At 67.6% G+C, this 25,168-nt stretch carries 30 protein-coding genes; 11 read left to right on the top strand and 19 right to left on the bottom strand.

Translation table 11 applies throughout. The features are described from left to right. The gene (locus tag EV653_RS12330) at nucleotides 1-396 is read left to right on the top strand and encodes a hypothetical protein (protein WP_134101750.1); all 396 of its coding nucleotides are present in this window, start codon (nucleotides 1-3) and stop codon (nucleotides 394-396) included. Here EV653_RS12330 and EV653_RS12325 read toward each other — a convergent pair. The 9 genes from EV653_RS12325 to EV653_RS12285 form a co-directional block, all read right to left on the bottom strand. Continuing rightward, entirely contained in the window at nucleotides 298-1,200 is a 903-nt protein-coding gene (locus tag EV653_RS12325; protein WP_134101747.1) for a hypothetical protein, read from the bottom strand. The genes EV653_RS12330 and EV653_RS12325 overlap by 99 nt on opposite strands. A gap of 23 nt (nucleotides 1,201-1,223) precedes the next feature. After that, entirely contained in the window at nucleotides 1,224-1,622 is a 399-nt protein-coding gene (locus tag EV653_RS12320) for a DUF302 domain-containing protein (protein WP_134101744.1), read from the bottom strand. A gap of 23 nt (nucleotides 1,623-1,645) precedes the next feature. Further along, entirely contained in the window at nucleotides 1,646-1,921 is a 276-nt protein-coding gene (locus EV653_RS12315) for a DUF167 domain-containing protein (RefSeq protein ID WP_134101741.1), read from the bottom strand. Between the two features lie 19 nt (nucleotides 1,922-1,940). Next, a complete protein-coding gene (locus EV653_RS12310; RefSeq protein WP_134101739.1) occupies nucleotides 1,941-2,327 on the bottom strand; it encodes a hypothetical protein in 387 nt (128 codons plus the stop codon). A gap of 158 nt (nucleotides 2,328-2,485) precedes the next feature. Next, entirely contained in the window at nucleotides 2,486-2,707 is a 222-nt protein-coding gene (locus EV653_RS41655) for a hypothetical protein (protein WP_202871568.1), read from the bottom strand. After that, a complete protein-coding gene (locus tag EV653_RS12300) occupies nucleotides 2,704-3,423 on the bottom strand; it encodes a hypothetical protein (RefSeq protein ID WP_134101735.1) in 720 nt (239 codons plus the stop codon). The genes EV653_RS41655 and EV653_RS12300 overlap by 4 nt, the downstream gene beginning before the upstream one ends. Continuing rightward, on the bottom strand, nucleotides 3,420-4,064 hold the full coding sequence (locus EV653_RS12295; RefSeq protein ID WP_134101732.1) for a hypothetical protein: 645 nt from the start codon (nucleotides 4,062-4,064) through the stop codon (nucleotides 3,420-3,422). Before EV653_RS12295 ends, EV653_RS12300 begins: the two co-directional genes overlap by 4 nt. A gap of 60 nt (nucleotides 4,065-4,124) precedes the next feature. Continuing rightward, nucleotides 4,125-6,668: an ABC transporter permease gene (locus tag EV653_RS12290; protein ID WP_134101729.1), complete on the bottom strand. Its 2,544-nt coding sequence runs from the start codon at nucleotides 6,666-6,668 to the stop codon at nucleotides 4,125-4,127. Between the two features lie 3 nt (nucleotides 6,669-6,671). Beyond that, entirely contained in the window at nucleotides 6,672-7,421 is a 750-nt protein-coding gene (locus EV653_RS12285; RefSeq protein WP_134101726.1) for an ABC transporter ATP-binding protein, read from the bottom strand. Between the two features lie 205 nt (nucleotides 7,422-7,626). Here EV653_RS12285 and EV653_RS12280 point away from each other — a divergent pair, with 205 nt between their 5' ends. Next, nucleotides 7,627-8,916 carry a GAF domain-containing sensor histidine kinase gene (locus EV653_RS12280; RefSeq protein WP_166679373.1) on the top strand — a complete coding sequence of 430 codons (1,290 nt, stop codon included), beginning with the start codon at nucleotides 7,627-7,629 and terminating at the stop codon, nucleotides 8,914-8,916. A 1-nt stretch (nucleotide 8,917) separates the two neighbouring features. Further along, on the top strand, nucleotides 8,918-10,921 hold the full coding sequence (locus tag EV653_RS12275) for a hypothetical protein (RefSeq protein ID WP_134101721.1): 2,004 nt from the start codon (nucleotides 8,918-8,920) through the stop codon (nucleotides 10,919-10,921). Here the strand turns inward: EV653_RS12275 and EV653_RS12270 are convergent. From EV653_RS12270 to EV653_RS12245, 6 genes are all read right to left on the bottom strand, one after another. Further along, nucleotides 10,905-11,288: a response regulator gene (locus EV653_RS12270; protein ID WP_202871567.1), complete on the bottom strand. Its 384-nt coding sequence runs from the start codon at nucleotides 11,286-11,288 to the stop codon at nucleotides 10,905-10,907. The genes EV653_RS12275 and EV653_RS12270 overlap by 17 nt on opposite strands. Nucleotides 11,289-11,402: 114 nt before the next feature. Continuing rightward, nucleotides 11,403-12,068, bottom strand: a complete 666-nt coding sequence (locus EV653_RS12265; RefSeq protein ID WP_134101715.1) for a response regulator transcription factor — start codon at nucleotides 12,066-12,068, stop codon at nucleotides 11,403-11,405. Nucleotides 12,069-12,119: 51 nt separating this feature from the next. Beyond that, nucleotides 12,120-13,100 (bottom strand): PD40 domain-containing protein, encoded by a 981-nt coding sequence (locus EV653_RS12260; protein WP_134101712.1) that lies wholly within the window; start codon nucleotides 13,098-13,100, stop codon nucleotides 12,120-12,122. Then, the gene (locus EV653_RS12255; RefSeq protein ID WP_134101709.1) at nucleotides 13,097-14,344 is read right to left on the bottom strand and encodes an MFS transporter; all 1,248 of its coding nucleotides are present in this window, start codon (nucleotides 14,342-14,344) and stop codon (nucleotides 13,097-13,099) included. The genes EV653_RS12260 and EV653_RS12255 overlap by 4 nt, the downstream gene beginning before the upstream one ends. An 84-nt stretch (nucleotides 14,345-14,428) precedes the next feature. Further along, entirely contained in the window at nucleotides 14,429-15,280 is an 852-nt protein-coding gene (locus tag EV653_RS12250; protein WP_238159686.1) for an alkaline phosphatase family protein, read from the bottom strand. Nucleotides 15,281-15,450: 170 nt separating this feature from the next. Further along, nucleotides 15,451-15,978, bottom strand: coding sequence for an AAA family ATPase (locus EV653_RS12245; protein ID WP_202871566.1), 528 nt, complete (start codon nucleotides 15,976-15,978; stop codon nucleotides 15,451-15,453). 72 nt (nucleotides 15,979-16,050) lie between these two features. On the opposite strand from EV653_RS12245, the gene EV653_RS12240 reads away from it, so the two are divergent. Further along, a complete protein-coding gene (locus EV653_RS12240) occupies nucleotides 16,051-16,638 on the top strand; it encodes a TetR/AcrR family transcriptional regulator (protein WP_166679372.1) in 588 nt (195 codons plus the stop codon). On the opposite strand, the gene EV653_RS12235 is transcribed toward EV653_RS12240, so the two are convergent. The 3 genes from EV653_RS12235 to EV653_RS12230 all read right to left on the bottom strand — a co-directional run bounded on the left by EV653_RS12235 (nucleotide 16,628) and on the right by EV653_RS12230 (nucleotide 18,975). Then, complete coding sequence (locus EV653_RS12235; RefSeq protein WP_202871565.1) at nucleotides 16,628-17,389, bottom strand: GAF and ANTAR domain-containing protein; 762 nt, start codon at nucleotides 17,387-17,389, stop codon at nucleotides 16,628-16,630. The genes EV653_RS12240 and EV653_RS12235 overlap by 11 nt on opposite strands. Before the next feature lie 86 nt (nucleotides 17,390-17,475). Then, a complete protein-coding gene (locus tag EV653_RS41095) occupies nucleotides 17,476-17,616 on the bottom strand; it encodes a hypothetical protein (RefSeq protein ID WP_166679371.1) in 141 nt (46 codons plus the stop codon). A 57-nt stretch (nucleotides 17,617-17,673) separates the two neighbouring features. After that, a complete protein-coding gene (locus EV653_RS12230; RefSeq protein ID WP_134101699.1) occupies nucleotides 17,674-18,975 on the bottom strand; it encodes a cytochrome P450 in 1,302 nt (433 codons plus the stop codon). 114 nt (nucleotides 18,976-19,089) lie between these two features. Between EV653_RS12230 and EV653_RS12225 the strand changes: the two genes are divergently transcribed. From EV653_RS12225 to EV653_RS12200, 6 genes are all read left to right on the top strand, one after another. Next, nucleotides 19,090-19,524, top strand: coding sequence for an SRPBCC family protein (locus EV653_RS12225; RefSeq protein WP_134101696.1), 435 nt, complete (start codon nucleotides 19,090-19,092; stop codon nucleotides 19,522-19,524). 149 nt (nucleotides 19,525-19,673) lie between these two features. Then, nucleotides 19,674-20,450 (top strand): phytanoyl-CoA dioxygenase family protein, encoded by a 777-nt coding sequence (locus tag EV653_RS12220; RefSeq protein ID WP_134101693.1) that lies wholly within the window; start codon nucleotides 19,674-19,676, stop codon nucleotides 20,448-20,450. Between the two features lie 162 nt (nucleotides 20,451-20,612). Then, the gene (locus tag EV653_RS12215) at nucleotides 20,613-20,891 is read left to right on the top strand and encodes a twin-arginine translocation signal domain-containing protein (RefSeq protein WP_134101690.1); all 279 of its coding nucleotides are present in this window, start codon (nucleotides 20,613-20,615) and stop codon (nucleotides 20,889-20,891) included. A gap of 70 nt (nucleotides 20,892-20,961) precedes the next feature. Further along, a complete protein-coding gene (locus EV653_RS12210; protein ID WP_134101687.1) occupies nucleotides 20,962-22,338 on the top strand; it encodes a DUF4331 domain-containing protein in 1,377 nt (458 codons plus the stop codon). Then, nucleotides 22,338-22,709: a hypothetical protein gene (locus EV653_RS12205; protein WP_134101684.1), complete on the top strand. Its 372-nt coding sequence runs from the start codon at nucleotides 22,338-22,340 to the stop codon at nucleotides 22,707-22,709. The genes EV653_RS12210 and EV653_RS12205 overlap by 1 nt, the downstream gene beginning before the upstream one ends. 76 nt (nucleotides 22,710-22,785) lie before the next feature. After that, the gene (locus EV653_RS12200; RefSeq protein ID WP_134101681.1) at nucleotides 22,786-23,868 is read left to right on the top strand and encodes a Gfo/Idh/MocA family protein; all 1,083 of its coding nucleotides are present in this window, start codon (nucleotides 22,786-22,788) and stop codon (nucleotides 23,866-23,868) included. Here EV653_RS12200 and EV653_RS12195 read toward each other — a convergent pair. Then, nucleotides 23,862-24,650, bottom strand: a complete 789-nt coding sequence (locus EV653_RS12195; protein ID WP_134101679.1) for a maleylpyruvate isomerase family mycothiol-dependent enzyme — start codon at nucleotides 24,648-24,650, stop codon at nucleotides 23,862-23,864. The two genes, EV653_RS12200 and EV653_RS12195, sit on opposite strands and share 7 nt — an antisense overlap. A gap of 136 nt (nucleotides 24,651-24,786) precedes the next feature. Here EV653_RS12195 and EV653_RS41650 point away from each other — a divergent pair, with 136 nt between their 5' ends. Next, on the top strand, nucleotides 24,787-25,050 hold the full coding sequence (locus EV653_RS41650) for a hypothetical protein (protein ID WP_202871564.1): 264 nt from the start codon (nucleotides 24,787-24,789) through the stop codon (nucleotides 25,048-25,050). Nucleotides 25,051-25,168: the final 118 nt, after the last annotated feature.

Here is a 25,168-nt window from a genome sequence, read left to right as displayed (position 1 = left end):
ATGACTTTCAACATCGGTAATCAGAACGCCGCCAACATCAACAACGTCGGCCGCGATCAGCACATCACCGGCGGCCAGACCGGCGTCGTCGTGACGCCGGAGCAGGCCTGGCAGGCGTTCGCTCAGCTGCGGGCCGGCGTCACGGCCGCGCGGCTCGACCCGGCGACGTCTGTCGCCGCGGAGAAGGAACTCGGCGACGTCGAGTCCGGTCTCCGCCAGCCGAAGCCGGACCGCGCCCGGATCGCCCCGAGGCTCGAACGCCTGACCCGCCTCCTCCTCGCCGCAGGCTCCCTCGCCTCAGCCGGATCCTCCCTCGTCACGCCCATCCGCATACTGGCCCAGTTCCTGGGCACCCTCGGAGCCCCGATCCTCGCCCTCCTCCCGATCCTGGCCTGACACCCCACGCTTCGCCACGAGTACAACAATCGAAGCCACGAACAGCAGCACGAAGCCGACCAGCAGAACCCACCCGAGCGGCTTCGAGGGATCGAGTTCCCGACGGAACCGGAGCGTGCCGAGCAGGATCGCACCGACCATCACCAACTCGACGCCGAGCATCCGCCGCAACGTGGACCAACGCGCATCGCGCCAGAACGCGACTCCGGCGACACCGAGACAGAACACCGCCGCCAGCGTCCGGCATGACAACGGGGTGAGTGCCCACGGCCACCGCTGCAGAAAGGTCGAGGGCGACAGGAACATCGCCGCTCCCTGGATCACGGCGAGTACGCCGACAGTCGCGACGGTACGACGTACGCCCGGCGGGACCACGTCGTCGCGCGGAGCATCGGCGTACCTGCGATTCGCCAACCAGGCGGCCAACACCAGGAACGGCGTGACTAAGTAGAGGGCCGACCAGATCCAGAACGCCGGGTTGTCGTGTATGAACTTGCTCCACTGCAAGACAGTCGCCAGGCCGAGGAGTCCGGCGAACAGCGTGACCGCCAACAGGCCGGGGGAGAGGACATGCCAGCGCCGCTCGAGGGCGGCCCGGACGAAGAAGTGGGCGCCGCCGAGGTACGCCGACGCGAGCACCGCCGAGGTCATCGCCGGATGTAGCGGCCAGGCCCACAGGCGGGCCGTGTGCTGCGGGAACAGATACAGGATCACGAACCCGGCGACCAGGAACGGCACGATGCACAACGAGAGAGCCCGGGTGTACGGCAACACTCGGTCGTCCGCTACGGAATCGTCACTCATCGGGTTTGGATCTGGGTGACGGGTCAGGTCTTGAGGACGGCGTCCGTCAGGGCGTCGATTGCAGAGAGGCCGGCGGCTGTGGCGGGCTCGAGGTTGTGGCGCTCGGCGATGGTGGCGGGGGAGTAGTAGCTGATCCGAGTAATTCCTGCGTCGTCCCAGATCAGTACCTTCAGCGGGAGATCCAGGCCGGCCAGCGGCGCGGCTGCCATCACCGGGGTGCCCGCCGCCGGGTTGCCGAAGACGATGAGGACGGTGTCCCGCAGGGTCAACCCGACCGTCTGAGCTGCAGCCGCCTGATCGATCACGGCAAACACCATGATCCCCTTGGCATCGAGGATCGCCCGGAACTTCGCCGCCACCTCCGCCACCGAGCCCACGGGCGTCTTGGTCACCACGCCATCCGGCGACGTCTCAGTCTCCATAGCCCCCAACTGTTACACACCCTTCAGCCGAGAAGCCGTTCGAGCCGCTCCCGAATCTCGCGGTCCTCACCCTCGACGTCCACCACCTTGTCCCGGCTCGTCGCACCACTGACAAGGCTCACGGCCGACCGTCGTACGCCGAACGCCTCTGCCACCGCCACCAGCACCGCCTTGGTAGCTCGCCCCTCAATCGCCCGAGCTCCCACCGCCACCACCAGAGCCACCCCACCCACACCCTCGTACCGCCCACCAACGGCAGTCCGCGAAGCCCCCGGCTTGACCCGCAGCAACACCCTCATGGCTGCAGTTTCCCAGGGGCTACCGCCCGAGGTGGGACAGGTAGTGGTCCATGAAGTGGGTGAGGAACTTTCGTTGGGTCGAGAGGGCTGATCTGCCTGCTTGGAGGTCGTCGGCGGTTCCCGTTTGGTAGGAGGTCTCCAGTTGGGCTCCTAGGGTGGGGTCGGCTCGCGTGGCTTCGGGGTTGAAGACGACCCAGTCCGTGTAGCCGTAGTGCTCTACGTCGAGTTGCGTCAGCGGATGCGGTCCGCGCAGGTTCGACAAGAACTCCATCAGCCTCGGATCGTCGAGGGGGAACTCGCGCCCGAGCATCAGCCCGAACGGCTGGTCCAGGCCGCCGGTCACCACCTCGCCACGGAGGCTGCCGTCGAGGTCGACGCCTGCGACTACCTCCGGATGTTTGAACATGACCTGCGCCGTGGTGGCGCCGCCCCGTGAGTGGCCGAACATGGCGATGCGCGGGTGCTGACCGGCTTGAGGGACCAGGCGTGACACCCGGGCGAGTAAGAGTTCGGCGTCCAGCAGCCGTTCGTCGACCGGTCTGGTGTCGGCATCTTCGCCGACGATCAGCGTGCCGTCGGAAGCCGGCGCGGACGGTCCGTCTGCTCGTCGATGCGGGACGGATCCGAGACAGACGTCGCGTGCACGCCGACGGCGTACGGGCCGGTCGGGCTGGGCAACGACAACAGGTGTCGCACCGGGCTCCCCGCTGCACTGGGGCAAACCCCGGCGATCAGCCCGGTCAGCAAGGCCGTGGCTGTCGCCAGGGGCGTCCGTCGTCTGTTCATCGAGTCACGGTTCGTCGGGTTGTGATGGGCAGGACGACGAGGGCGATCCCCGCGAGCACCAGAATGCCGCCTGCGACGAGGGCGATGACGGAGATGGGCAGTACGGCGGGCAACGTCGCACCCGCGCTGATGTTCGCGTCGATGCCGAGCGATCCGTCGGCGTTCATGATCAGGACCGTCCAGTTGCCGTCAGCAACCTTCTGGTCAAGCGTGCGCGCTCCGGTGCCGCTGTCCGAAGCCACCCAGAACGAGTGCGATCCCGGCAACGAGGTCGGCGCGCCGCCCGGACGGGACGTGTACGTCGCCTTGAACGGTGAGGTGTCGATGTCGGAGAGCTCGTCGTGGCCGACTCCGTTCAGGTACTTCGCGACCTCGTCCGCCGGACCGATGCCGATGAACAGCGGTGTCCCGGAGTTCACGGACTCGATCCGGATCCGCGCGCGTCCAAGCATGTTCTCGGCCGAGAAGGCTTCGGTACCGCCGACGTTCACGTCCAGCGACGGAACCGACAGCGCGGCTGTATCCGTGGTGAACCGCTCGGGTCCCGCCGTGTAGTACCCGGCGTTGTCCCGCTGCTGATGGAACCAGAGCCCGGCTCCGCCGCCGACGACAGCTCCGACGCCGAGGATGATCAACAAGCTGCCCAGGACGACAAGCACCGTGCGCCACCCACTCCACTCGCGAACGGTGGGTGGCGCCTGGACCGGGGTGGTCATGCGATCGCCTGGGATCGTGCCGGTGTCTTGATCAGCCAGACGCCGAGCCAGACCATCGCCAGCCCGAGCCCGATGCCCCACGGCGGCAACAACGCCTGGAAGCCGAGCAGGCCGCCGATCACGATGGCCACCGAGATCGCCCGCGGGAACACACCGGCGCGGAGGCTCGCGATGCCGAACAGGGCCCAGCCGGCCGCGAAGAGCAGATAGCTGGAGATGGCGCCGATCACGATCATGCCGCCCGGGTCGAGCTCCAGGACCTGAGGTGCATGATCGACGATGTAGGTGACGTAGAACGACTCGAACCACAGGTCGCCGCCGAGCCACATGGTGCCGACCACGGCCGCGATCATTCCGACCAGGCCGAATCGGCCGGCTTTGTGTGCTTGCCGTGCGTACGCCGCGACCGCGACGAGCACGAGCAGGCAGAAGGCGACGAAGTACACGACGCCGCTGATCCGGTAGACGAGGTTGGTCGACGTTCCGACGTGATCGTGAACATCGACGATGGGCAGGATCGCGAGTTCGACGACGATCATCAGCAGGCCGGCGGCAACGGCGAGCGGGCCGGCCATCCGCGCGAGTGACGACTGTGAGTAGTTCGGTTCTGTGGCCGTGGTAGGTCGTGCCAATCCGGTCATGCCGGGCAACCTTGCAAGGAGTAAGAAAACCAGTGAGGACAGATCGGGCACAGCGGAGGTTCAGTCGGCCACCACCGCCTTGAGGACGTCGACCTTCGCGGCGGATCGTGCCGGGCCGACGGCCGCGAGCACACCGGCGACGGCGGCGAGCACGACGTACAGGGTCACTTGGATGGCTGGCACCGAGACGGACTTGATGCCTTCATCCGCGAGCGCCTGCGAGAGTCCGAGGCCGAGCCCGATGCCGAGGGCGGCTCCGGCGAGTGCGCCGATCAGCGAGATGACCACGGACTCCCAGCGGACCATCGCCCGTACCTGAGCCCGCGTCATGCCCACGGCCCGGAGCAGCCCGAGTTCGCGGGTCCGCTCGTACACCGACAGCACCAGTGTGTTGACGATGCCCAGCAGCGCGATCACGACCGCCAGCAACAGCATCACGGTGACGAAGGTGAGCAGCTGGTCGATGAAACCGCTCGCCTCCTTCTCGAATCCCTTCCGGTCGAGGACTTTGGCGTCGGGGTGGCCGGCCAGAGCGTCGGTGATGGCGCGCTGCACCGTTGACTTGTCGGCGCCGTCCACGAGCGTGACCAGCCCGGAGGCCGTCAGTTGCCGGCCGGCAGCCGCCGTCTGTGCGGCGATGCTGATCACGTAGTCGTCGCTGATCCAGCCCTTGCTGTCGTAGATCCCGACGACCCGGAAGTTGCGCTTCCCCGTCTGTGCGAACTCGCTGGGGATGACGGTGCCGATCTTCCAGCCGTGCGTCGTGGCGGCAGTCTTGGCGACGACGACGCCGTTGGTGCCGAGGTCTGAGACCGAGCCGGACGACAGCCGCAGGTTCAAGCCTGCTGACGCTGTCGCCGGGTCGACGGCCGAGTAGCTCGTATCCTTGCCGTTGAACCGGGCCTGGCCGTAGCCGCTGGCCGAGACCGCGTCGACCCCGGACACGCCCTCGACGACCTTGATCACCTCGGGGCTGAAGCCGGGCGCCTGCTTGCTCGAGGGCGTCACGAACAGCTCGGCATTCGTCGAGTCTCCGACGATGTCCGTGAACGAGGCCTTCAGCGACGAGGCGAACACGCCCATGCTGACGACCAGGGTCAGGCCGACCATGAGGGCCGCGGCGGTGGACGACGTACGGCGAGGGTTGCGCATCGCGTTCTGCCGGGCCAGCTCGCCGGGCAGACCACGCAGCCGCAGCGGTACGCCGATCAACGACGCGAGCGGACGCGCCGCGGCCGGCAGCAGCATCAGGACACCGACGATGATCGCGAGCAGGCTGGGGCCGAACAGCCTCATGCTCAGATCGGCGTACAGGGTGGTGAACAGTCCGGCCAGACCGAGTCCGGTCACGAACACACCGGCGATGACGCGCTTGGTCGACGGGTTGCCGGAGCCGGGCACTGCTTCGCGCAGCGCCTCGACCGGCAGCACCTTCGTGGCCCGGTACGCCGGTACGAGTGCGGCGACGACTGTCACCAAGGTGCCGACCAGAAGTGACACCACGATCGTGCGCGGCTGGACCTGCATCGTCGTACTGGGCAGGGCGAAGCCGACCGCGTCCATGAGCAGGTTGAGGCCCTTGGCAACCAACAGACCGAGGGCAATCCCGACCGCGGAAGCGAGGAATCCCAGCAGCAGAGCCTCGATGATCAGGCTCTGGTTCACCTGACGCCGGGTGGCGCCGATGGCCCGCAGCAACGCGATCTCCCGGGACCGCTGGGTGATCGTCATCGTGAAGGTGTTCCAGATGATGAAGGCGCCGACGAACAAGGCGATCCCGGCGAACGCCAGGAACAGGATCCCGACGATCTTGAGGTCCTTGTTGATGGCGTCGGTGGATTCCTTCACCACGGTCGCACCGGTGACGGCCTCGGCGCCGTCCGGAAGTACGGCGTTGATCCGCTGCACGAGCTCGGTCGGCTGTACGCCGGTGTTCGCGCTGACGTTGATCGCGTCGAAGTACCCGGGCGCTCCGAGCACCCGCTGGGCCGTGCTGGAGTCGAAGTAGGCGCCGGTGGTGCCGCCGAGGTTCTTCTCCTTGCCGAAACCGACGGTCCCGACCACAGTGAAGTCCTGGGCCGGGCCCTGGAACAGCACCTTGATGGTCGAACCGACTGCGATGTGGTGTTCCTCGGCGCTGGTGGCGTCGATGGCGACTTGGTGCGGTCCGGTCGGGGCGTTGCCGCTGAGGAGCTTGACGTCGCCGCGCAGTGCAGGATCGGCCGCCAGGCTGTACCCCATCGTCGGCGCTCCGCCGCTGGTCAGCACGGCCTTGCCGCTGTTGTCGGTGAGCAGTGCGTACCCGCTGACGGAGCCTTCGGCGGCGCGGACACCGTCCACCGCGCTGACCTGCTTGAGGACGGCGGCCGGGATCGGAGCCCGGCTGGTGCTGATGCCCTCACTCTGGCTGTACGCGGCCTCGGTCCGGACGACCGCCGACGTACCGGCGGAGACCTTGCCGAACAGTTGGTCGAAGGCCACGCGCATGGTGTCGGTGAGCACCAGCGTGCCGGCCAGGAACGCGACCCCGAGTGCGATCGAGGCGATAGTCAGGACGAGCCGCACCTTGTGTGCGAGCATCCCGCGCAGCGTTGCGGTGAACATGGATCACGCTCCCAGGTGCTTCATGAAGTCGAGGACGGCGTCGGCCGTCGGTTCGAACATCTCGTCGACGACGTGGCCGTCGGCCAGGAACAGGACCCGGTCGGCATAGCTGGCCGCGGTCGGGTCGTGGGTGACCATGACGACGGTCTGGCCGAGTTCCTTGACTGCCTTGCGCAGGAAGGTGAGCAGCTCGGTGCCGGAGGCTGAGTCCAAAGCGCCGGTGGGCTCGTCGGCGAAGACGATCTGCGGGCGCGAGGCGAGGGCGCGGGCGGCCGCCACCCGCTGCTGCTGTCCACCGGACAGTTCGGTGGGGCGGTGCGACAGCCGGTCGGCCAGGCCGAGTTTGTCGACGATCGACTGCACCCAGGCCTGGTCGGGCTTGCGGCCGGCGATGCGGATCGGCAGCACGATGTTCTCGGCCGCGGTCATGGTCGGCAGCAGGTTGAACGACTGGAAGATGAATCCGATCTGGTCGCGACGCAGGAGCGTGAGGGCTTTGTCGTTGAGCGAGCTGATCCGGGTGTCGCCGAGGAAGACCTCGCCCGACGTCGGGCGGTCGAGACCGGCGAGCATGTGCAGCAGCGTCGACTTGCCCGACCCGGAAGGGCCCATGATCGCGGTGAACTGGCCGGCCTGCAGTGAGACATGAACGTCCTTGAGCGCGATCACGGTCGCGTCCCCGGTGCCGTAGAACTTGCTGACGCCTTCGGCCCGGGCCGCGGACGTGGTCGGAGCGATGGTGGTGGCAGACATAGGTGAGACCCCCTGTGCTGGAGTGGCCTCCCCGGAACGAGCGGCCGTGCTACCAGCAAAGGCGTTTCAGCTGTCTGCTCCCATCGGGCTGGGCGCACTCCGGACGGGGGCTGGCCGCAGCGGTGGAGCGGGCGATCGTGCGGATAACCCACCCCGCAGGGTTCGGGTACTCCCATCTCGGCGGATGGGGGAGCAGACTGCAGAGGTGAGGGTGAGGGGGCGATGGCTGACGGGCCGTGAACGCTTCGTCGGCCTGCTGGTGCTGGGCGGGCTCGTGGTGTTCGTGGTGCTGGTGTACGTCGTCATCGTGCTCGGCGGCGGGCTTCTGATCGGCCGTACGTCGTCCCCGCACGTAGGCCTGTCCGTGCTGGCCACCGCCGTCGTGGCGTTGGCGTTCGGCCGCGTGCAGTCACGCCTCGAGGTCGTCATGTCGCGGGTGGTGCACGGCGGACGGCAATCGCCGTACGACGTCTTGAAGCGGTTCTCGCCTGCGGTGGCCGGCGGACGTGACGACCTGCCGGTGCGGATGGCCGAGATCCTCGCCGAAGGCACCGGTGCACGTTCCGCGCAGGTGTGGCTGATGGTCGACGGTCGGTTGAGGCTCGCGGCGACCTGGCCTGACGGTGACGGACCGCCCGCAGCCGGCGACCGGTCCGGCCGACGTGAGCTGGCGGTGCGCCAGGCCGGGGAGCTGCTCGGTGTGCTGGCCGTCCAGGAACACGAGAATGTCCCGCTCACACCGGTCGAGGAGAGGCTGTTCGCAGGCCTCGCGGACCAGGCCGGACTCGTGTTCCGCGGCGTGCGGCTCCGGGCCGAGCTCGTGCACCGGATCGCGGAGTTGTCCAGGTTGGCGGCCGAACTGCGGAGGTCGCGGCAGCGACTCGTCGATGCCCAGGACGCCGAGCGGCAACGGCTGGAGCGCGATATCCACGACGGCGCGCAACAGCACCTGGTTGCCCTCGCGGTGAACTTGAGCCTCGCCCGAACCCTGGCCGGCAAAGCACCCGAACGCGCGGATCGGCTCGTCCGGGCGCAGTGTCAGGCGGCGATCGTCACCATCGAGACGATCACCAACCTGTCCCGCGGAATCTATCCGAGCCTGCTCGTCGACGAGGGACTGGAAGCAGCGCTTCGTACGGCGATCGCCCGCAGCCCGCTCCCGGTCGAGCTCATCGTTGCCGACCTCGGCCGCTATCCGGCCGGCGTCGAGGCCGCGGCGTACTTCTGTGCGTTGGAGGCCTTGCAGAACTCTGCCAAGCATTCGTCGGCGAAGGCCGCCCACCTCGGCCTCAAGGGCGGTCCCGGAGTCCTGGAGGTGACCGTCGAGGACGACGGTTCCGGATTCGAGCTCGACGCGGTGCGTGCGGGTGCAGGGCTGGTCAATATGCGTGATCGGGTCGAGTCGGCCGGTGGAACCCTGACGATCGCGACCGCGCCCTCGCACGGCACGCTGGTCGCCGCCAGGCTGCCAGGTGTGCGCCGGCAGGGAGATTGACATGCACCGGCGCCTGGCCTGGGTACTGGCAGCACTCACCGTGGTGCTGGCCGCGGCGGATCTCGGGGTGACGTCGGTGTACCGCCCGTTGCTGTCCGAGGAGGCCGTCGCCGTGCACGGTGTCCCGTTCGTCAGCATCGCGGTCATCGGCTGCGCGGCGATGGGAGCGTTGATCGTGGCCCGGTGGGCGCGGCATCCGATCGGCTGGCTGCTGTGCCTGATCGGCTTCACCTCCGCGATCTCCTTGCTGGCCGAGGCCTACAGCGTGTGGGTGGTGACTGCCGACGGGCCTGGCCCGCGGAGCCTGGGCGGGATCGCCGGCTGGATCGCTTCCCTGCTCGGCGGGCAGCTCTCGCTCGCTGCATTGGCCATCGTGTTCCTCGTCGCGCCGGACGGTCATCTGCTGTCCCGTCGTTGGCGCGCCGCAGCGGTCGTCAGCGCGGTGGGATACGGCGCGTACGCCGGGATGCTGCTCACCTTGTCGCCGAGCGAGTACAACGTCGACGATCACAACCTCGGCCCGGTCGGCAGCCTGCTGTCCGTGGTCGGCTTGCCCTTCATCGCCGGCGGCCTGGTCGTCGCCATGGTGTCCACGGTCGTGCGGTTGCGCCGCAGCCAGGGGGAGCAACGGCAGCAAGTGCGGTTGATCGCCGTCTCGGCCGCGTTCATCGCGCTGAGTTTCGTCTACCTGATTGTCGTCCAGACGATCAACGGTGGGCACCAGACCTGGCTCGCGACTCTCCCGCTGTACGTCTCCTATCCCTGTCTGCCCTTGCTGCTCGCGATCGCCGTACTGCGGTATCGCCTGTTCGAGCTCGACCTGATCATCAACCGGGCCGTAGTACTTGCCTTAGGCACCATCTTTGCCGGGATCGGGTACGCCGGACTGGTGCTGGCCGTGGCGGGCCTGGTGAACCTGGGGACCAGCGGATTCTGGGTGTCCCTGCTGGCCACCGCACTGGTGGCGCTCGCATTCCAGCCGCTGCGCCGGTGGGTGGTCCGGCTGGCCAATCGGCTTGCGTACGGAGTACGGGCGCTGCCGTACGAAGCATTGTCCGACTTCAGCCGGCGCCTGGCCGAGACACCTTCGCCGGTCTCGCTGTTGTCAGGGGTCGCGGAAGCTGCCGGGCGCGCGGTGTCCGCACAATCCTCGACGGCCGGCCTCCAGGTGCCGGGCGCCGAGTGGATCTCCAAGTCCTGGCCCCGCGAGTCCGACGGCCCGCCTGAGTGGGAGGTGCCGGTCGGGCACGGCGACGAGACTCTCGGCAGCATCGGCGTCACGATGCCGAAGGGGCGCCGGCTACGGCCGGTGGACGAACAGTTGCTCCGCGATCTGGCGGACCAAACCGCACTTGCGTTCCGCAACGCGGCAATGGAGTCGGAGCTGGCCGCACACGTGGTTGCTTTGGACGCGACGACCGGCGCGCTCGCGGAGTCACGCAGACGGCTGGTCGCGGCCGACGACGCCACCCGCCAGCGGCTGGAATCCGCGATCGCTCGCGACGTACTGTCCCACCTCGCGCCGATCCCGGAGCGTCTCAACACTCTCCACGTAGCCGGATCGGGCGTCGCCGCGGCGGCCGAGCTCGAGCAGCTCGTTGCGTCGACGAACACCGCGCTCGAGTCGTTGCGTGAGCTGACGCACGGGGTCTTTCCCACTCAGTTGGCACGATCCGGGCTGTCCCGCGCGCTGCGGTCACACCTGGCCCGGAACGGCACGGTCGCCGCCCTGCAGGTCGACCCGGCGGCGGATCGGCGGTTCCCGGCCGGGGTCGAAGCCGCGGTCTACTTCTGCTGTGTCGAAGCGCTGCGGGCAGGATCCAGCGCAGCCCGGATCGAACTGGCGATCGTGGGGGAGGACCTGGTGGTCCGGGTGCGTGGAGTTGCTCGCGGCGGCATCGACGTACAGTCCATCGTCGATCGGATCGAGGCGGTCGGTGGAACGCCGCACCTCGATGATCCGTTGCAGCTGTCGGTCAATATCCCGGTCAAAATCCCGGTCTAAATCCCGGTCTGACCGCTGTCCAGGTGGCGACGAGTTGCTCGGGACCGAAGGCGGCCTTCGCCAGATAACCGGCCGCCCCACAGCCGGAGAGATCGAGGTCGGCGGCGTCCAAGGTTGACAGGAGTACGACGACCGGCGACTTCTCGGCCTGGGTGATCCGCCAACTCGCCTCGATACCGTCGATTCCCGGCAGACGCACATCCATCAGCACCAGATCCGGGCGGAGCCGGGCGACGGCGTGCAGCGACTCCTCACCCGACGAGCTCGCCCCGACAACGACGAAGCCGTCGGTCTCCGACACAACGGCTGCGATCGCCCGCCGAAAGGGCTCCTGGTCGTCGACGACCAGCACGCGTACTGCGACCACTGACGTACCTCCTTGCAGTCAGCGTGACGCAAAGAGGCGGGGCAGGGCATGGGGCTGACCGCTCGGCCGTGGTGGGGTTGTCCCTACCTATCTGGACTACCTGGACTGCCTGGACTACCTGGTGGCGTCGAGGAACGCCAGTACGGCCATCACCCGGCGGTTCACGTCGGACTCGTCGGCCAGACCGAGCTTCTGGAAGACCGCGCTGACGTGTTTCTCGACCGCGCGCTCACTCATGAACAAAGCCTTCGAGGTGGCCGCGTTACTGCGCCCGGCCGCCATCTCCTGGAGCACCTCGCGCTCTCGCCCGGTGAGCCTCAGGAGCGGCGACTGTGCGTCCTTCACCTTCCGCGCGAGCAGGCGCTCGACAACGATGGGGTCGAGCACAGAGCCGCCCCGCGCCACGTCGTACAAGGCCCGCACCAGATCGTCGAGCTGGGAGACCCGCTCCTTCAACAGGTACCCGAGTCCCGCCACACCGTCCGACAACAGGTCGAACGCGTAGTCCTCCTCGACGTACTGCGACAGGACGACGACACCGGTGGTGGGATGCTCGGCCCGGATCCGCTTGGCCGCGTCGATCCCTTCGGTCGTGAACGTCGGAGGCATCCGGATGTCGGTGAGGACGGCGTCGGGCCGGTGTTCGGCGACGGCCCTGAGCAGACCGGCCGGATCGACGACCGTCTCGATCAGGTCGATCTCACCGGCTTCGGTGAGGAGTGCAGAAATCCCCTCACGCACCAGGAAATTGTCATCCGCGAACACAAGCCGCAGTACCATCCCACCACTCTAAGCAGCCGCAGTGGGTGTTTGTGCCGCGTCGTCGGACAGTTAGCTGATGGCGGCGGGGGATTCAGCGTGGGGGATGAGGAGTCGGGGAGTGCCTGAGCCGTCGGCGGGGACCGACCAGATGTCCGAGTCGGCGGTTCCGCGCGGAACTGCGTACCCGATGGTGTTCGGGTCCAGCCAGGCCGGTTGGTCGTCGACGCTGCGGGTTTCGGCCAGTGGGGTGCGGGTGCCTGAGGCAAGGTCGAGGACAGTCAACCGCCATCCCTTCGCCGGGTCTCCGTCGATCGCCGATTTGAAGGCGATGCGTTTGCCGTCGGGGGACAACGACGGGCATTCCACGTTCTCGGCGATGGTGTGCACCGACTTGGCCGCGATGTCACCTTCCACCAGGTAGCGGTGTCCGGCAGTGGACATCGTGGCGTAGAAGTGGTTGTCGTCGGCGGCGAACGTGATGCCCCAGAAGTTCAGGTCCGGGGCGGTGTACGGGTGCCCGTCGAGGGTGACCGGGAGGAACTCGAGCGAGTCGATCATGTCCTGATTGCGCAGGTCGATGAGCCCGGAGCGGGTGGAGAACCGCCCGTGGTTGTACGAGTCGCCTGCCACGAACACCGTCCACGCCACCAGGCGGCCGTCGCCGGACACCCGGGTCCGGTTCGGTACGCCGACGAGCGGAATCGCCTTCTGCACGTTCAAGTTCTTGTCCAGGATCGCGATCTGGAACGTGGTCAACGCACCGTCCTGCCGCAGGCACGTCCCGGTGCCACCCGCCGCGTAGACCCGCAGGCAGCTCAGGGCGGAGACCGATCGCGGCCCGCCCGGATCGTCCTTGGAAACGAAGGCCAGATGACCCTTGCTGTCCGGTGCGGTACTGCGGAACATGATCCGCGGGCCGGTGAGGCTCAGCGAATTGGCCGCCGCGACGGGCGTGCTGGGCTGACGCGATACGGCGAGTACCGCGTACCCGATCGCGACTGCCGCGAGCACCAGCGCTCCGACCAGTGCGAGCACGATCCGCCGCCTCATGCGGGCTGCTCCGCTGGGATGCCGCGCAGAAGCAGGGCGACGGCCAGCACGGCGACCGCGACCATCGCCGCGGCGATCCGGATGGCTGCCGCTGGTCCCCACGTCGTCCAGGCAAGCCCGAACAACACCGAGGACACGAGATACGACAAAGCCTGGCCGGTCTGGATCAGCGCGATCCCCGTCGTACGGACGCCGCTCGGAAGCACTGGTCCGGCCAGCGCGATCAGGACCCCGTCGGTCGACGCGTAGAACAGGCCGTACAGGCCCAGTACGACGACGAGCAGCGGCCGGCCGCCGAGTGGTCCGAACAGCAGCAGATACACCAGCATCAGCGCGAGGTAGCCGCCGATCACCACGTTCTGCCGGCCGATCTTGTCGGCGAGTACGCCCAGCGGCGTGGCCAGCAGCAGATAGGACAGATTGGTGCCCACGGCAAGCAACGGGAACCAGCCGATGCTGAGCTGCTCACGCCGTTGCAGCAGCAGGTAGACGAAGCCGTCGCCGATCGTGACCATCCCGGCGAGGCAGGCCGCCAGCACCATCCGTCGTACCGGTGCCATCCGCAGCAGGCCGCGCAGCGCCGACGGAGCCACCGTGCCTTTCGGCGGTTGTTGGTCGCGGTGATCCCGCACGAACAGGACCAGCACGAGTACGCCGAACGCCGCGATGCAGAAGCTGGCCACGAACACCGCGTCGTACGCCTGCGCGGTGCCGGCCAGGATGCCGAGCGCGACGAGCGGCCCGGCGAATGCTCCGATGGTGTCCATCATCCGATGTACGCCGAAGGCGCGGCCGTACAACCGCGGCGGGGTCGACAGCGTGATCAATGCGTCGCGCGGCGCCGTCCGGAGACCTTTGCCGGTTCGGTCCAGCGCGATCACCGCGCCGATCGCGCCGACGGCGTTGCCTGCGGCAAGTAAGCCGAGTTTGGCTACGGCCGACAAGCCGTAGCCGAGACCGGCGATCAACTTGCGCCGGTGAGCCCGGTCGGCGACGTAGCCGCCGACGAGTCGCAACAGGGCGGTCGCGCCGGTGTAGGTGCCGTCGACCACGCCGTACACGGTCGGGCTCAGGTGCAGGCCGATCATCAGGTACACCGGCAGCACCGCGGTCACCATCTCCGAGGAGACGTCGGTGATCAGGCTGACGGCGCCGAGCGCGAGGACGTTGCCGCTCACCAGGAACAGCGCACGCCGGCGCGACGTCTTCGCGGCGTGCGGACGGTCGATCGAGGACAGGTACACGAGCGCTCACCTCCGGGGCGGTTGGCACTCGCGGCCACACCATGTCATGGCACGTCATGGCATGGCCGCGAGTTTGGGGGACGGCTAGTTCCAGACGTTGGTAACCGCTGCCGCCGAGTTGAGATGCGTCAGCCCGTAGGAGCTCTCGATGGTGCTGAGGACGTTGTAATGGTTGATCTGGTTGGAGAAGGTGCCGACCTGCGTGTGCGCGCCGACGAACGCGGTGAAGATGTGGTTGGACGAGCCGCCGTTGTCCTCGTCGAAGGTTATGATCAGCAGGCTGTTGTGGGTCTTGGCCCACGTGGCGTAGGCAGTCAGGTTGTTCTTCAGCCAGGTGTCACCGGTGCCGACCGAGCAGTCGTGCATGTCGTTGCACATGTTCGGGGTCACGAACGACACGGTCGGCAGGCTCGCGTAATTGGTCGAGGCCGGGAAGTCGGCGTACCGCAGGTTGCTCGCCGCGGGCACGTTGCTGAAGTTCACCCAGCCGTTGTGCTTGCGCTGGTACTGGCCGCTCGAGCAGCCGGTGTAGCCGTCCGACGGCATGCTCTCGGAGTAGCCCTTGAAGGTCTTGCCGGCGTCGATCAGCTGCTTGCCCAGGTTCCCGCCCGTGAACGTGTGCGGGCAGCTGTCGCTGGTCAGGCCTTGCGTCGACCCGGAGAAGATCGCCGCGTAGTTGGGTTCGCTGGGATGGGTTACGCCGTACGCCTGGGTGAACTTCGCGCCCTGCCCGGCCAGGCTGTTGAACGTCGGGGCGCTGGAGCTCTCGCTGATCTGCGAGTATGCGTGGTTCTCGAACATCACCAGCACGATGTGGTCGAAGACCGGCACACTCGCCGCCGCTTGCGCGGGTGACGGTCGGCCGTTGACGACCACCGCCGAGGCGACGACGGCCGCCGCCGCCACGACCGCGGCCGCGATGCGTTTCCGTATCACGATTCCTCCTCACAGGATTGACCGGCCCTGACGGCACCGTCAGAGCCTGACCAATCGTGAGAGCCGACGGCCGCGCCGACCCCAACACTGCGAGCACCCCACATGTGCGCAAGGTAAACAACCAGCCGTCACTCTCAGAAACGCCGCGACCGCTCAGCGCAGCAACCAGCTCACGGCGTACGTCGGGTGAGGTGCGCGGTCAGCTCCTGGTACGTGTCGTTGACCGGGCGGGTGGTGTCGAGGACGAGGTGGTTGCCGGTGCGGGGCTGGTACTCCGTCATCAGTTGGTGCACCTGGTCCCAGGAGGGGTAGGTCCAGCCGGGTAGATCGCTGCCTCGCGTCTCGACGCGGCGGCGGTGCTCGGCGGTGTCGGGACACACGGTTTCGACGACGACATGGTCGGCCTCGACATCCGCCGCCAGGTGACGCCAACCGTCACGAGCTTCGGCGACCGGATTGACGGCGTCCGCGATCACCGTCAGCCCACGCTGCAGATGATTCGTCGCTACGTCGTGAGCCACGCTGTACGCGGCAATACCGGTCTGCTCGGGAGTCAGGCCGTTGCGGCGCATCGCCCCCTCGATCTCGTCGATGCGTAGCCAGACGGCCTTGGTGTCATGGGCGAGCAGACGCGCGAGCGTCGATTTGCCGGTGCCGGGCAGCCCGCCGAACTCGATCAGCAATCCTCTGTCGGACATCGTTGACCTTCCTCTCGCTTTACAGCCTGTATAGTGAGTCGCTATACAGCGTGTCAAGGGAAGGATCCGGCAGTGAGCACCATCGGTCGACGTGCCACCACGACAGCGGCAACCCGGCGCGGCATCATCGACGCTGCCCGGGAACTACTGGCCACGCGTGACTGGCAGCACTTCACGATCGAGGCTGTTGCCAACCGGGCCGGGGTGACCCGGGTGACGGTCTACAACCAGGTTCGATCGAAGCGCGGACTCCTGGACGCGGTGCTGACCGACCTGGTCGACCGCGCCGGCATGGACCAGCTCCTGACGGACACGCAGCACCTGAGCGCCGGTGACGCCTGCGCCGCGATCGTGCAGCGGACCTGCGTGTTCTGGCACTCCGAACGCGAGCTTCTCCGGACACTGTTCGGCCTCGCCGCCGTCGACCACGACGTCGCGTCGATCCTGAAACAACGGGAGGAATGGCGCAGGAAGCAGCTGCACAGTCTGGTACGACGGCTCGCGGCCGAGTCCACGCCTGCCTTAGCGGACGCAGACGTCCTGGCCGGCGTGACCGCCGTGACGTCGTTCGTCACCTACGACGCGCTGGGCGCCATCGCCGACGAGCCGGACCGCGCCGCACTTCTACTCACCCACCTGGTCCGCAGCCTCACTGACTGAGGCCGTAGTGCTGGAGGACCTCGGTGAGCTTGCCCGCGTGCTGGGCGTCGACGAGTTGGAGGCAGAGGTGTCTGAGTTTCACGTTCATGTCTTGTGAGCCGCGTTTGAGAACGTCGAAGGCGATGTCGGAGTTGATGTCGTACCGGTGCATCAAGATGCCCTGTGCTTGTCCGATCACGGTCCGAGTCTGCAACGCGGACTGTAGGTGCTCGATCAGTTGCATGCTGTTGTCGTAGAGCGTGATGTTGTCGAACGCGACGCCGGCATGCAGCGCGAACAGCAGGACGACGTCGTACGACGTTGTGCCGAACGCTTCCGGCTTGACCGAGAACAGGGTGAAGGCCGCCGGAACGCTACCGGCGGCATGAAGCGGGAGGAACAGGCAGCTGCGGTAGCCGGCGTTGATGGCCGCCGCGTTGAAGTCGGGCCAGCGGTGGTCCGAAGCCAGATCGCCGATGCGGCGAGGCTCGGCGTACAGCAGCGTTTCCTGGAGCGGGCCGCTCGACGCACTGAGCTGCTCGGCCAGGGCGACCCGGGACGGTTCGGCGACCTGGGCCGCGGTCTTGTGGTGGCGGGCGAGGATGTCGGGCCTGTCCTGTTTCAGCTGGGTGATCGATGCTTCCTCACATTCGGGGACGCTCAGCACCACGCGCCGGACGAACCGCTCCAGGACCGTGGAGACGTCGTCGTCGTCCACCAGCCGGCCGATCTCGGCCAGGTCCTGCGCCAGATCCAGAATTTCCTGCTCCATGCCGACCATCTTGCTGCATGCTCAGCAAATCAACGGCCCGGCGGACCCGTGAAATCCCAATATCTCTGGAGCGTCATGGCCGGGACTCAGCTGTCTTGGGGGAGTTGCTCGTCGGGGTTCTCGTCCGGGTCCGGTTCCGGGTACGACGTGAGGTCTGGATCGTCGTCCGGATTCGGACCGGTCGGGTCAGGCAGCGGGGGAACTGGTGGTAGCGGAGTCGTACTCATAACTGCCTCCTCATGCGATGTACACCCTCGGTGTCCGCCGGCGACCCTCGCCAAACTTCAGGAGCGCGGCCAGAAGCCGATCCGCACGGTCGCGTGGTTGAACGTGCCCGGCATGGGCCCGCTCAGTCGGGCCCGGGTGGTGGGATCGACGTCGATGTCGTACCGAGTGGCGACGCGGCTGACCGCTGTGCTCGTGGTGAGCAGTACGACGTTCTCGCCGGGGCACCCGGCTGGTCCCTCGCTGAACGGGATGATCGGCCACGAGCCGTCGGTCCTCCCGTCCAGCCACGCGGCGGGCTCGAAGTCGTTCGCGAAGTCGACTGCCTCGTCGTCTCGATGGAACACCGAGCTGACGATCGCGAACTCGGTCCCGGCCGGGGCGATCCGATTCCGCCACAGCGTCGGCTCGCGCGACTCCCGCAGTACGACGAGCGTCGTCGGCCAGAGCCGCAGCGACTCCTGGACCGCGGCGCCGGCCACGGCCAGCAACGGCGAAGCCTCCGGGTGACGCGCCTCCGCCACGATCGGCTCGAGCAAAGACGGATGCGTGCCGAGCACAGCGAAGAGGCGCCAAAGGGCGATGCCAGCGGCGTCGAACGCGAACAGCCAATGCGGCACCTGACCGGCTGGATCGAGCGTCGCGGGCTGACGGTCGAGTGCCTCGACGAGGCTGCCGGGCTCGGCATCCCGTACGTACTGCGCGATTCCGGCCAGGAAGCGCATGCGGAGTTCGTCGCGGTTCGGGCCGAGCTGAGCCCAGTTCGCGTCGGCGCGCAGCTGGTCGAGTTGGGCGGTGAGTTCCACGTCATGACGCGCCGCGTCGCCGAGAACGATCCGGCGTACGACGCGGGACCAGATCGCGCGGAAGTCGTTCCAGCCAAGAGTCGCGTGCAGGCCGTCGAGTTCCTCACGGACCACCTCGACGAACCGGTGGCCGTGGCGATGGACGGGACGGTGGGTCTCGAGCGCCTGCTCGTTCAACTCACGTCGCGCGGCCCTGAGCGGATCGTTGGTGACGATGACCGCGTGCGGCTGGAAGTGTGTCAGCGCGCCGACCTTCTCACCGGCCGCGGCGGCGAACGGGTGGGGTGTCTCCGCCAGCAGCCGGTGGACGTCGTCCGGGGCCAGGACGATCCCGATGGTGCGGCCGAGAACCCGGAGCAGCACCGGCCCGTCGCCATACTTGCGTCGCAGTCGCCGGACACACCGCAGAGCCCGGTCGTCGGTGTGCAGCTTCTCCGCCAGCGTGCCGAGACGGGGTCTGCGCAGGATCGGTCCCTGGGCGACAACCGGTACGAGGATGTCCCGGAGAATCCGGCCGGTGTCGGATGCGGAGGCAAACGGCAGCAGAGTCGGCATGAGTCTCTGGTGTCCGACCGGCCCGCGCTCAAACGCCGTCGGTGTGTCCAGGGGCTTGAGTCGGCCGCGGTGACTCGCCGGTCAACCGGGGGAGAGCTGGGTACCTGTCCCGGCATGAGCGAGAACGAGTGTCTGATCGAGGCGAGCGTCGAAGACGTGTTCGCGATTCTCACCGACGGCTGGTCGTACGCCGCGTGGGTGGTGGGTGCGTCCCGGATCAGGGACGTGGACCCGCCGTGGCCCGAGCCGGGCGGCCGGATCCATCACTCGGTCGGCGCTTGGCCGCTCCTGTTGGACGACACGACGACGTCGCTCGAGTACGAGCCCCTGCGCCGGCTGCGGCTGCAGGTCCGGGCGTGGCCGGCCGGCCACGGCGAGGTGGAGTTCCGGGCACAGGAGGAATCGGGTGGGTGCCGGCTGGTGATGACCGAGAAGCCGGTCAGCGGACCGGTCGCCCTGCTGCCGTCGGCGGTCGCCGACGCGATGCTGCACCCGCGGAACGCCGAGGCCCTCCGGCGCCTGAAGCTCCTCGCGGAGAAACGGGCCTGACCGTTCCTGACCGGTTCCTGACCGGTTCCTGACCAGTTCTGGCCGTTTCCGGCCTCGATCGGAACGACACGCGCACAGCCCGCGCGACCGCGGACCGGACCTCGGCAGGATTGGAATCGCTTCCACTACCTGACGAAGAGGACACAGTGATGCTTGATCCCGTCGTGGGCAAAGGTCAGCTGACCGAGACCGACCGCTTCATCTTCGAGTCGTGGGGCTACTTCCTGATTCCCAACGTCCTGACCAAGGAGGAAGCCGCCGAGGCGTACGACGTCTCGCAGCGTCTGCACCAGAGCCGCGACCGCGAGTTCGGGCAGATCGGCCGCACCTACGAGAGCGAGCCGGCGCTGGAGCGGTTGATCGATCATCCTGACGTGCTCCCGAAGGTGCAGGGTCTGCTCGGCGATCGCTTCGTGCTGCAGGCCGGCTGGAACACCATGCAGCCGGCACACGGCGGGAACGGCGGCTGGCACCAGGACGGATCGTCCGCCTTCGACTTCAAGGAACTGGGATATCCGGTCCCACTGATCCAGCTCCGGGTGTCGTACCTGCTGACCGACCAGACCGTGCCCGGCCTTGGCAACATGGAACTGATCCCCGGCAGCCACCGCTCTCGCGTCCCGCTGCCTGACTCGATCCGTCAGAACAAGGGAGACATCGCGATCGGCCATGTCGTGTGTGCCGAGGCCGGTGCCGCCCTGGTCTTCCACAACGGAGTCTGGCACCGAACCTTCCGCCACGACGGCGACTACGACCGCTTCACGACCCACTACGTCTACAGCCCCCCGTGGGTTCGTCCCGCCGACCGTCTCAGCAACGACCCCGAGTTCCTGGAGCGCACCACACCCCTCAGGCGCGCCCTGATGGGCGAGTTCGCACGCCCGGACGCCCCCTTCGGCGCCAACTACGACCCGCTGCCCATCTGACCCCGCGCCCCCTCCTCCTGGCCTCATTGAGCTGTCCGACCCATCCGGCCGTGCGGCGGCGGCGAACACCTCTCGAGCGGTGATGTGATCCGGATCACATGATCTGCGACTGGGTCGCAGATGGCAGTCGGTGCCGGCGCTCGTGAGAGGGAAGGGACAGACATGAGTGACGCAACACGCCGGGGGTTCCTGGTGTTCGCCGGCGCAGGGACCGCGGCAGCGGTCGGTGCTGTGGCGGTTCCGAAGATCCTCGGCGAGCGGCCGGGGGCGGCCGCGGGTGGGGACGAGTTGCAGGCGGCTGATCTGGCGACGGCCGAGTCGTTCGTCGTCCACGTGAAAGACGTCAAGTCGGGTGAGCTGGCGATTCTGGTCGGCGACCGCGAGGTCCTCCTGACCGATCGCGAACTGGCCGCCCGCCTGGCCGGTGTGGCCACGGCCTGAGCCGCGCTACGGGCCCGATTGCCGCGGCTCTCCCGGAATTCACACCGACGCTTTCACTGGAGGAACAGTCATGTCTTCGCACCGCGAAGCACCCGAAATCTCGAAGGACCCGGTCGCCGACAACACCGATGTCTACGCGTTCGTCAGCCCGGACAAGCCGGACACGGTGACGCTGATCGCCAACTTCATCCCGTTCCAGAACCCGTACGGCGGGCCGAACTTCTACGAGTTCGGCGACGACGTCCTGTACGAGATCCACATCTCCAACACCGGCACCGGCCGGGCGGACATCAGCTACCAGTTCCGCTTCCACGCCGAGATCAGGAACAAGAAGACCTTCCTGTACAACACCGGTCCGATCAGCTCGATCTCCGATCAGACCTGGAACCGTCCGCAGTACTACTCGGTCACGCGGGTGGAGCACGGCCGGTCGCGGATCCTGGCGCGCAACCTGGCGGCTCCGCCGGTGAACGTCGGCATCCGCAGTACGCCGAACTACGCGAAGCTCGCCGGGCAGGCGATCCACACGATCGGCACCCACCGCAAGGTCTTCGCGGGGCAGCGCGCCGACGGGTTCTTCGCCGACCTCGGCAGCATCTTCGACCTCGGCACGCTGCGGCCGTTCCAGATGGCTCACTTGATTCCGTCGGCCGCGGCGATGGGCGTCAACGGCCTGCAGGGATCGAACGTGCACACGATCGCGTTGCAGGTCCCGATCACCGATCTCACCCGCGACGGGCGGAAGCCGGCCGGCGTACTGGATCCGAAGGCGGTGATCGGTGTCTATGCATCGGCCAGTCGCCGGGCGTCGAAGATCCTCGACGACGTGCGGGGGATCCCGACGTGGCACGGCCCGTACAAGCAGGTCTCCCGGCTCGGGAACCCGTTGTTCAACGAGGTCATCGTGCCGATGGCCGAGAAGGACAAGTGGAACAGCCAGGCTCCGTACGGCGACAAGCGGTTCGCCGGCTACGTCACCAAACCCGAGCTCGCCGGTCTGCTCCCGGTCCTGTACCCGGGCGTGTTTCCGAACCTCGCGGCGTACAAGAAGTCGCGTGCCGACCTGGCGGCGATCCTGCTCACCGGCATCCCGAAGGGCGTCGTCCCCGGGTTCCAGAACTACACCGGACCGGTGCAGGCCGACCTGTTGCGGCTGAACGTCGCGGTCCCGCCGGCAAAATCGCCGAACCCGCTCGGCCTGGTCGCCGGTGACGCGGCCGGGTTCCCGAACGGTCGCCGGGTCTTCGACGACGTGGTCACCGTCGAACTTCGTGCGGTTGCGGGGCTGACGATCCCGCTGGTGGACCCGTCGTTCAAGCCCGATGCGGCGTCTGCCGCGATCAAGGACGGTACGTCGAACACGAACTCGGACTACCTGACGTCGTTCCCGTACCTCGGCACTCCGGCCGGCGGCTACCAGTCCAAGCCCGGAACCCCGGCCGCCTGATGAGCACCGTCGAGAACCCCCACGCGGGTAAAGGATCCTCCGTCCTACTGGATATCGGCGGAGACATCGGCGCCCTGGTCGTCACCCTGCCGGCAGTGCTGGAGGGCGAGGAGATCGAACTCCGCCCGGGCGACTTCGCCAGCACCCACGCCGGACGGCACGCCCATGGGCATGGGCATGGACACAGTCACGCGCTGCCGCACGTCGCGGTGGTGCCGCGGCCCTCACCGGACGGGGAGATTGTCCACTCAGCAGTCTTCTTCGAGGTCCCACAGGGGAACTACGAGCTGTACGTGCGTCCCGATGGGCCCGTGCAGCTGACCGTCGATGTCACCGGGGGCGTGGTGACGGAGGCCGATTGGCCACAATAGGCCGTAGTCCGACTGCGAGACCGCCGGAAGCCACGCACAGTTCCGGCGGTCTCGGTTCTACTCCTGAGGAGCCGGCGTGGATGTGATTGTGGTCGGACTCGGCTTCGGTGCCGACTTTGTGCCGATCTACCAGGCCCACCCCGAGGTCGGCCGGGTCGCGATCGTCGACACGGATCTCGCGCGAACGACGACAGTCGCGCAGCGGCGGGGGATCAGGGACACGTTCCCGACCCTCGATGATGCGCTGGCCTCGTCCGGCTGGGACGCCGTACACCTGCTGACACCCGTGCGCTTCCACGCCGAGCAGGTGCTCCAGGTGCTGAGGTCCGGCCGGCATTGTGCGTCAGCGGTGCCGATGGCAACGACGCTGGAGGACTTCGACGCGCTGATCACGGCGCAGGAAGGTGCCCAGCGCAACTACATGATGATGGAGACCGCGGTGTACTCGCGGGAGTTCTTCCACGCCAGGCATTTGCTCGAGTCCGGGAAGCTCGGTCGGCTGACGTACTTCAAGGGCGATCACCTGCAGAACCTCGACGGCTTTCCGGAGTACTGGCGTGGTTATCCGCCCATGCACTACGTCACGCACGCGCTCTCACCCGCACTGGCGCTCGCGGACACCCGCGTGGAGTCGGTCCGCTGCCTCGGATCGAGCCGGCTCACACCGGACCACATCGGCGTCGCGGGAGAGGGGTTCGGCACCGAGGCCGCGTTGTTCAAGTTGAGCGGCGACGACGACCTGGTCGCCAACGTGACGATGTCGTTCTTCCAGCTCGGCCGCAGTTATCTCGAAGGCTTCTCGGTGTACGGCGACGAGGGTGCGCTGGAGTGGCCGCAGCTCGAGGGCGGGCCGATGAAGGAGTTCTCGCTGCAACCTCTGATCGAGGGGCGTCGCGGCCGTGCGGTTGCTGAGGTGGACGTCGAGCCTGCCGGCGCGCCGGAGTTGCTGCCCGAGCCGCTGCGCAGGTTCGCCGACGGCGGTCACGGCGGCTCACACCCGCATCTCGTCCACGAGTTCGTGTCGAGCATCGTCGAGAACCGCGCACCCAGGGTGGACGCGCGGACTGCGGCGACCTGGACCGCCCCGGGAATCTGCGCCCACCAGTCGGCGCTCCGGGGCGGCGTCGAGATCCAGGTCCCCGACTACGGAGATCAGTAGCCCGGGAAGACCTGGCGGAGCGTGGCGAGGGTGATCGGGCCGGTGAGCTCGAGTGTGGCTGGGGTGTGGTCCGGCGCGAGCCGGCCCGCGATGAGCCGTAGCCAGGACTCTGCGGGCAGGGTCAGCGATCCGTCGGCATCGTCCGCGGGAGTCGGGTCGATGCTGACCGGGTCGTCGAGTCGGAGCGAGAACTCGGTTGCCGGATCGGTGGTGGTAACCGTCAGCACGGCTCGCTCGCCGTTGAGGTTGGCCGGCTTGCTGATCCAGCTGAGGTCCAAGGTGCTCTGGAACATCTGCGGCACGGCGTCAGCGTCGAGCGTCGCCCCCGGGTCGGACGCACTGCGGACATCCCACGAGTGATAGGTGAGCTCGCTCAGGCGCATGCGGGCGACCGTCGCCACGTCGGCGGGCGCCGGCAGGTAGCCGAGCTCGATGCGGAGATTCTCACGCTGGTCGTCGCTCAGCGACTCGAACAACGTCGTGAGCTTCTCGTTCCAGACCAGGAAGCCGGCGGCCTGCTCCTGGCGCGATGACGAGTCCCACCGGGCCCAGACGTTCTGGTTGAAGTCGCTGCCGGCGGCGGGCTTGCCGTCGAGCGTGAGCTGGATCGTATTGGTCATGATCTCCGCGCCACTGCCGAGGTGACTCAGCACCTGCGCGATGTCCCACTCGGCGGCTGCCGACGGGCCGGCCAGGGCGTCGTCGTCGAAGTTCGTCACCAACTCCGCGAGCCGTTCGTAGCCGCTGCGGAGCGCGGCGATGACGATGTCGGCGTTGCTCAACGTGTGCCTCCAGAGGCGATCGGACCAAGTAGTTGAAACATGTCATTGATACCACCGGGGTGGTGAGCGGTCCGGGTTTGGGTTGCGGTCATGTGGACGTTGCCTGCCGGACGCTGTGGAGTGCTTGGTTTCCCTCATGACCGACGTTGCCATGACCGCCATCACCAGGAGAGGCCTGCTGGCCGCAGCAGGCACCGGCACGATCATCGCGCTGGCGCCGATGAGTTTCGCGGCTGCCGCCACCGGTACCAAGACGCAGGTGGTCGACGGGCAGATCGCGCGGGCCGACCGACTTCGTCTACCTTCCGGTCAACGTCCCGCGAGGCGTTCAGCAGATCTCGGTCAGCTACAGCTACTCCAAGCCGGCGGTTCCGGCCGGTACGCCGGGCAACTCGTGTGACATCGGGATCTTCGACGCGCGCGGTTTCGACTTCGGCGGGCCCGGCTTCCGCGGCTGGTCCGGCGGTTTCCGCACCGGGTTCAGCGTCAGCCGCTCCGAAGCCACCCCCGGATATCTG

This window comes from Kribbella pratensis (genome assembly GCF_004365355.1).
Classification (GTDB): Bacteria; Actinomycetota; Actinomycetes; order Propionibacteriales; family Kribbellaceae; genus Kribbella.
Note: the sequence above shows the minus strand (reverse complement) of the source record. Positions and strands in the feature narration are given on the sequence as shown.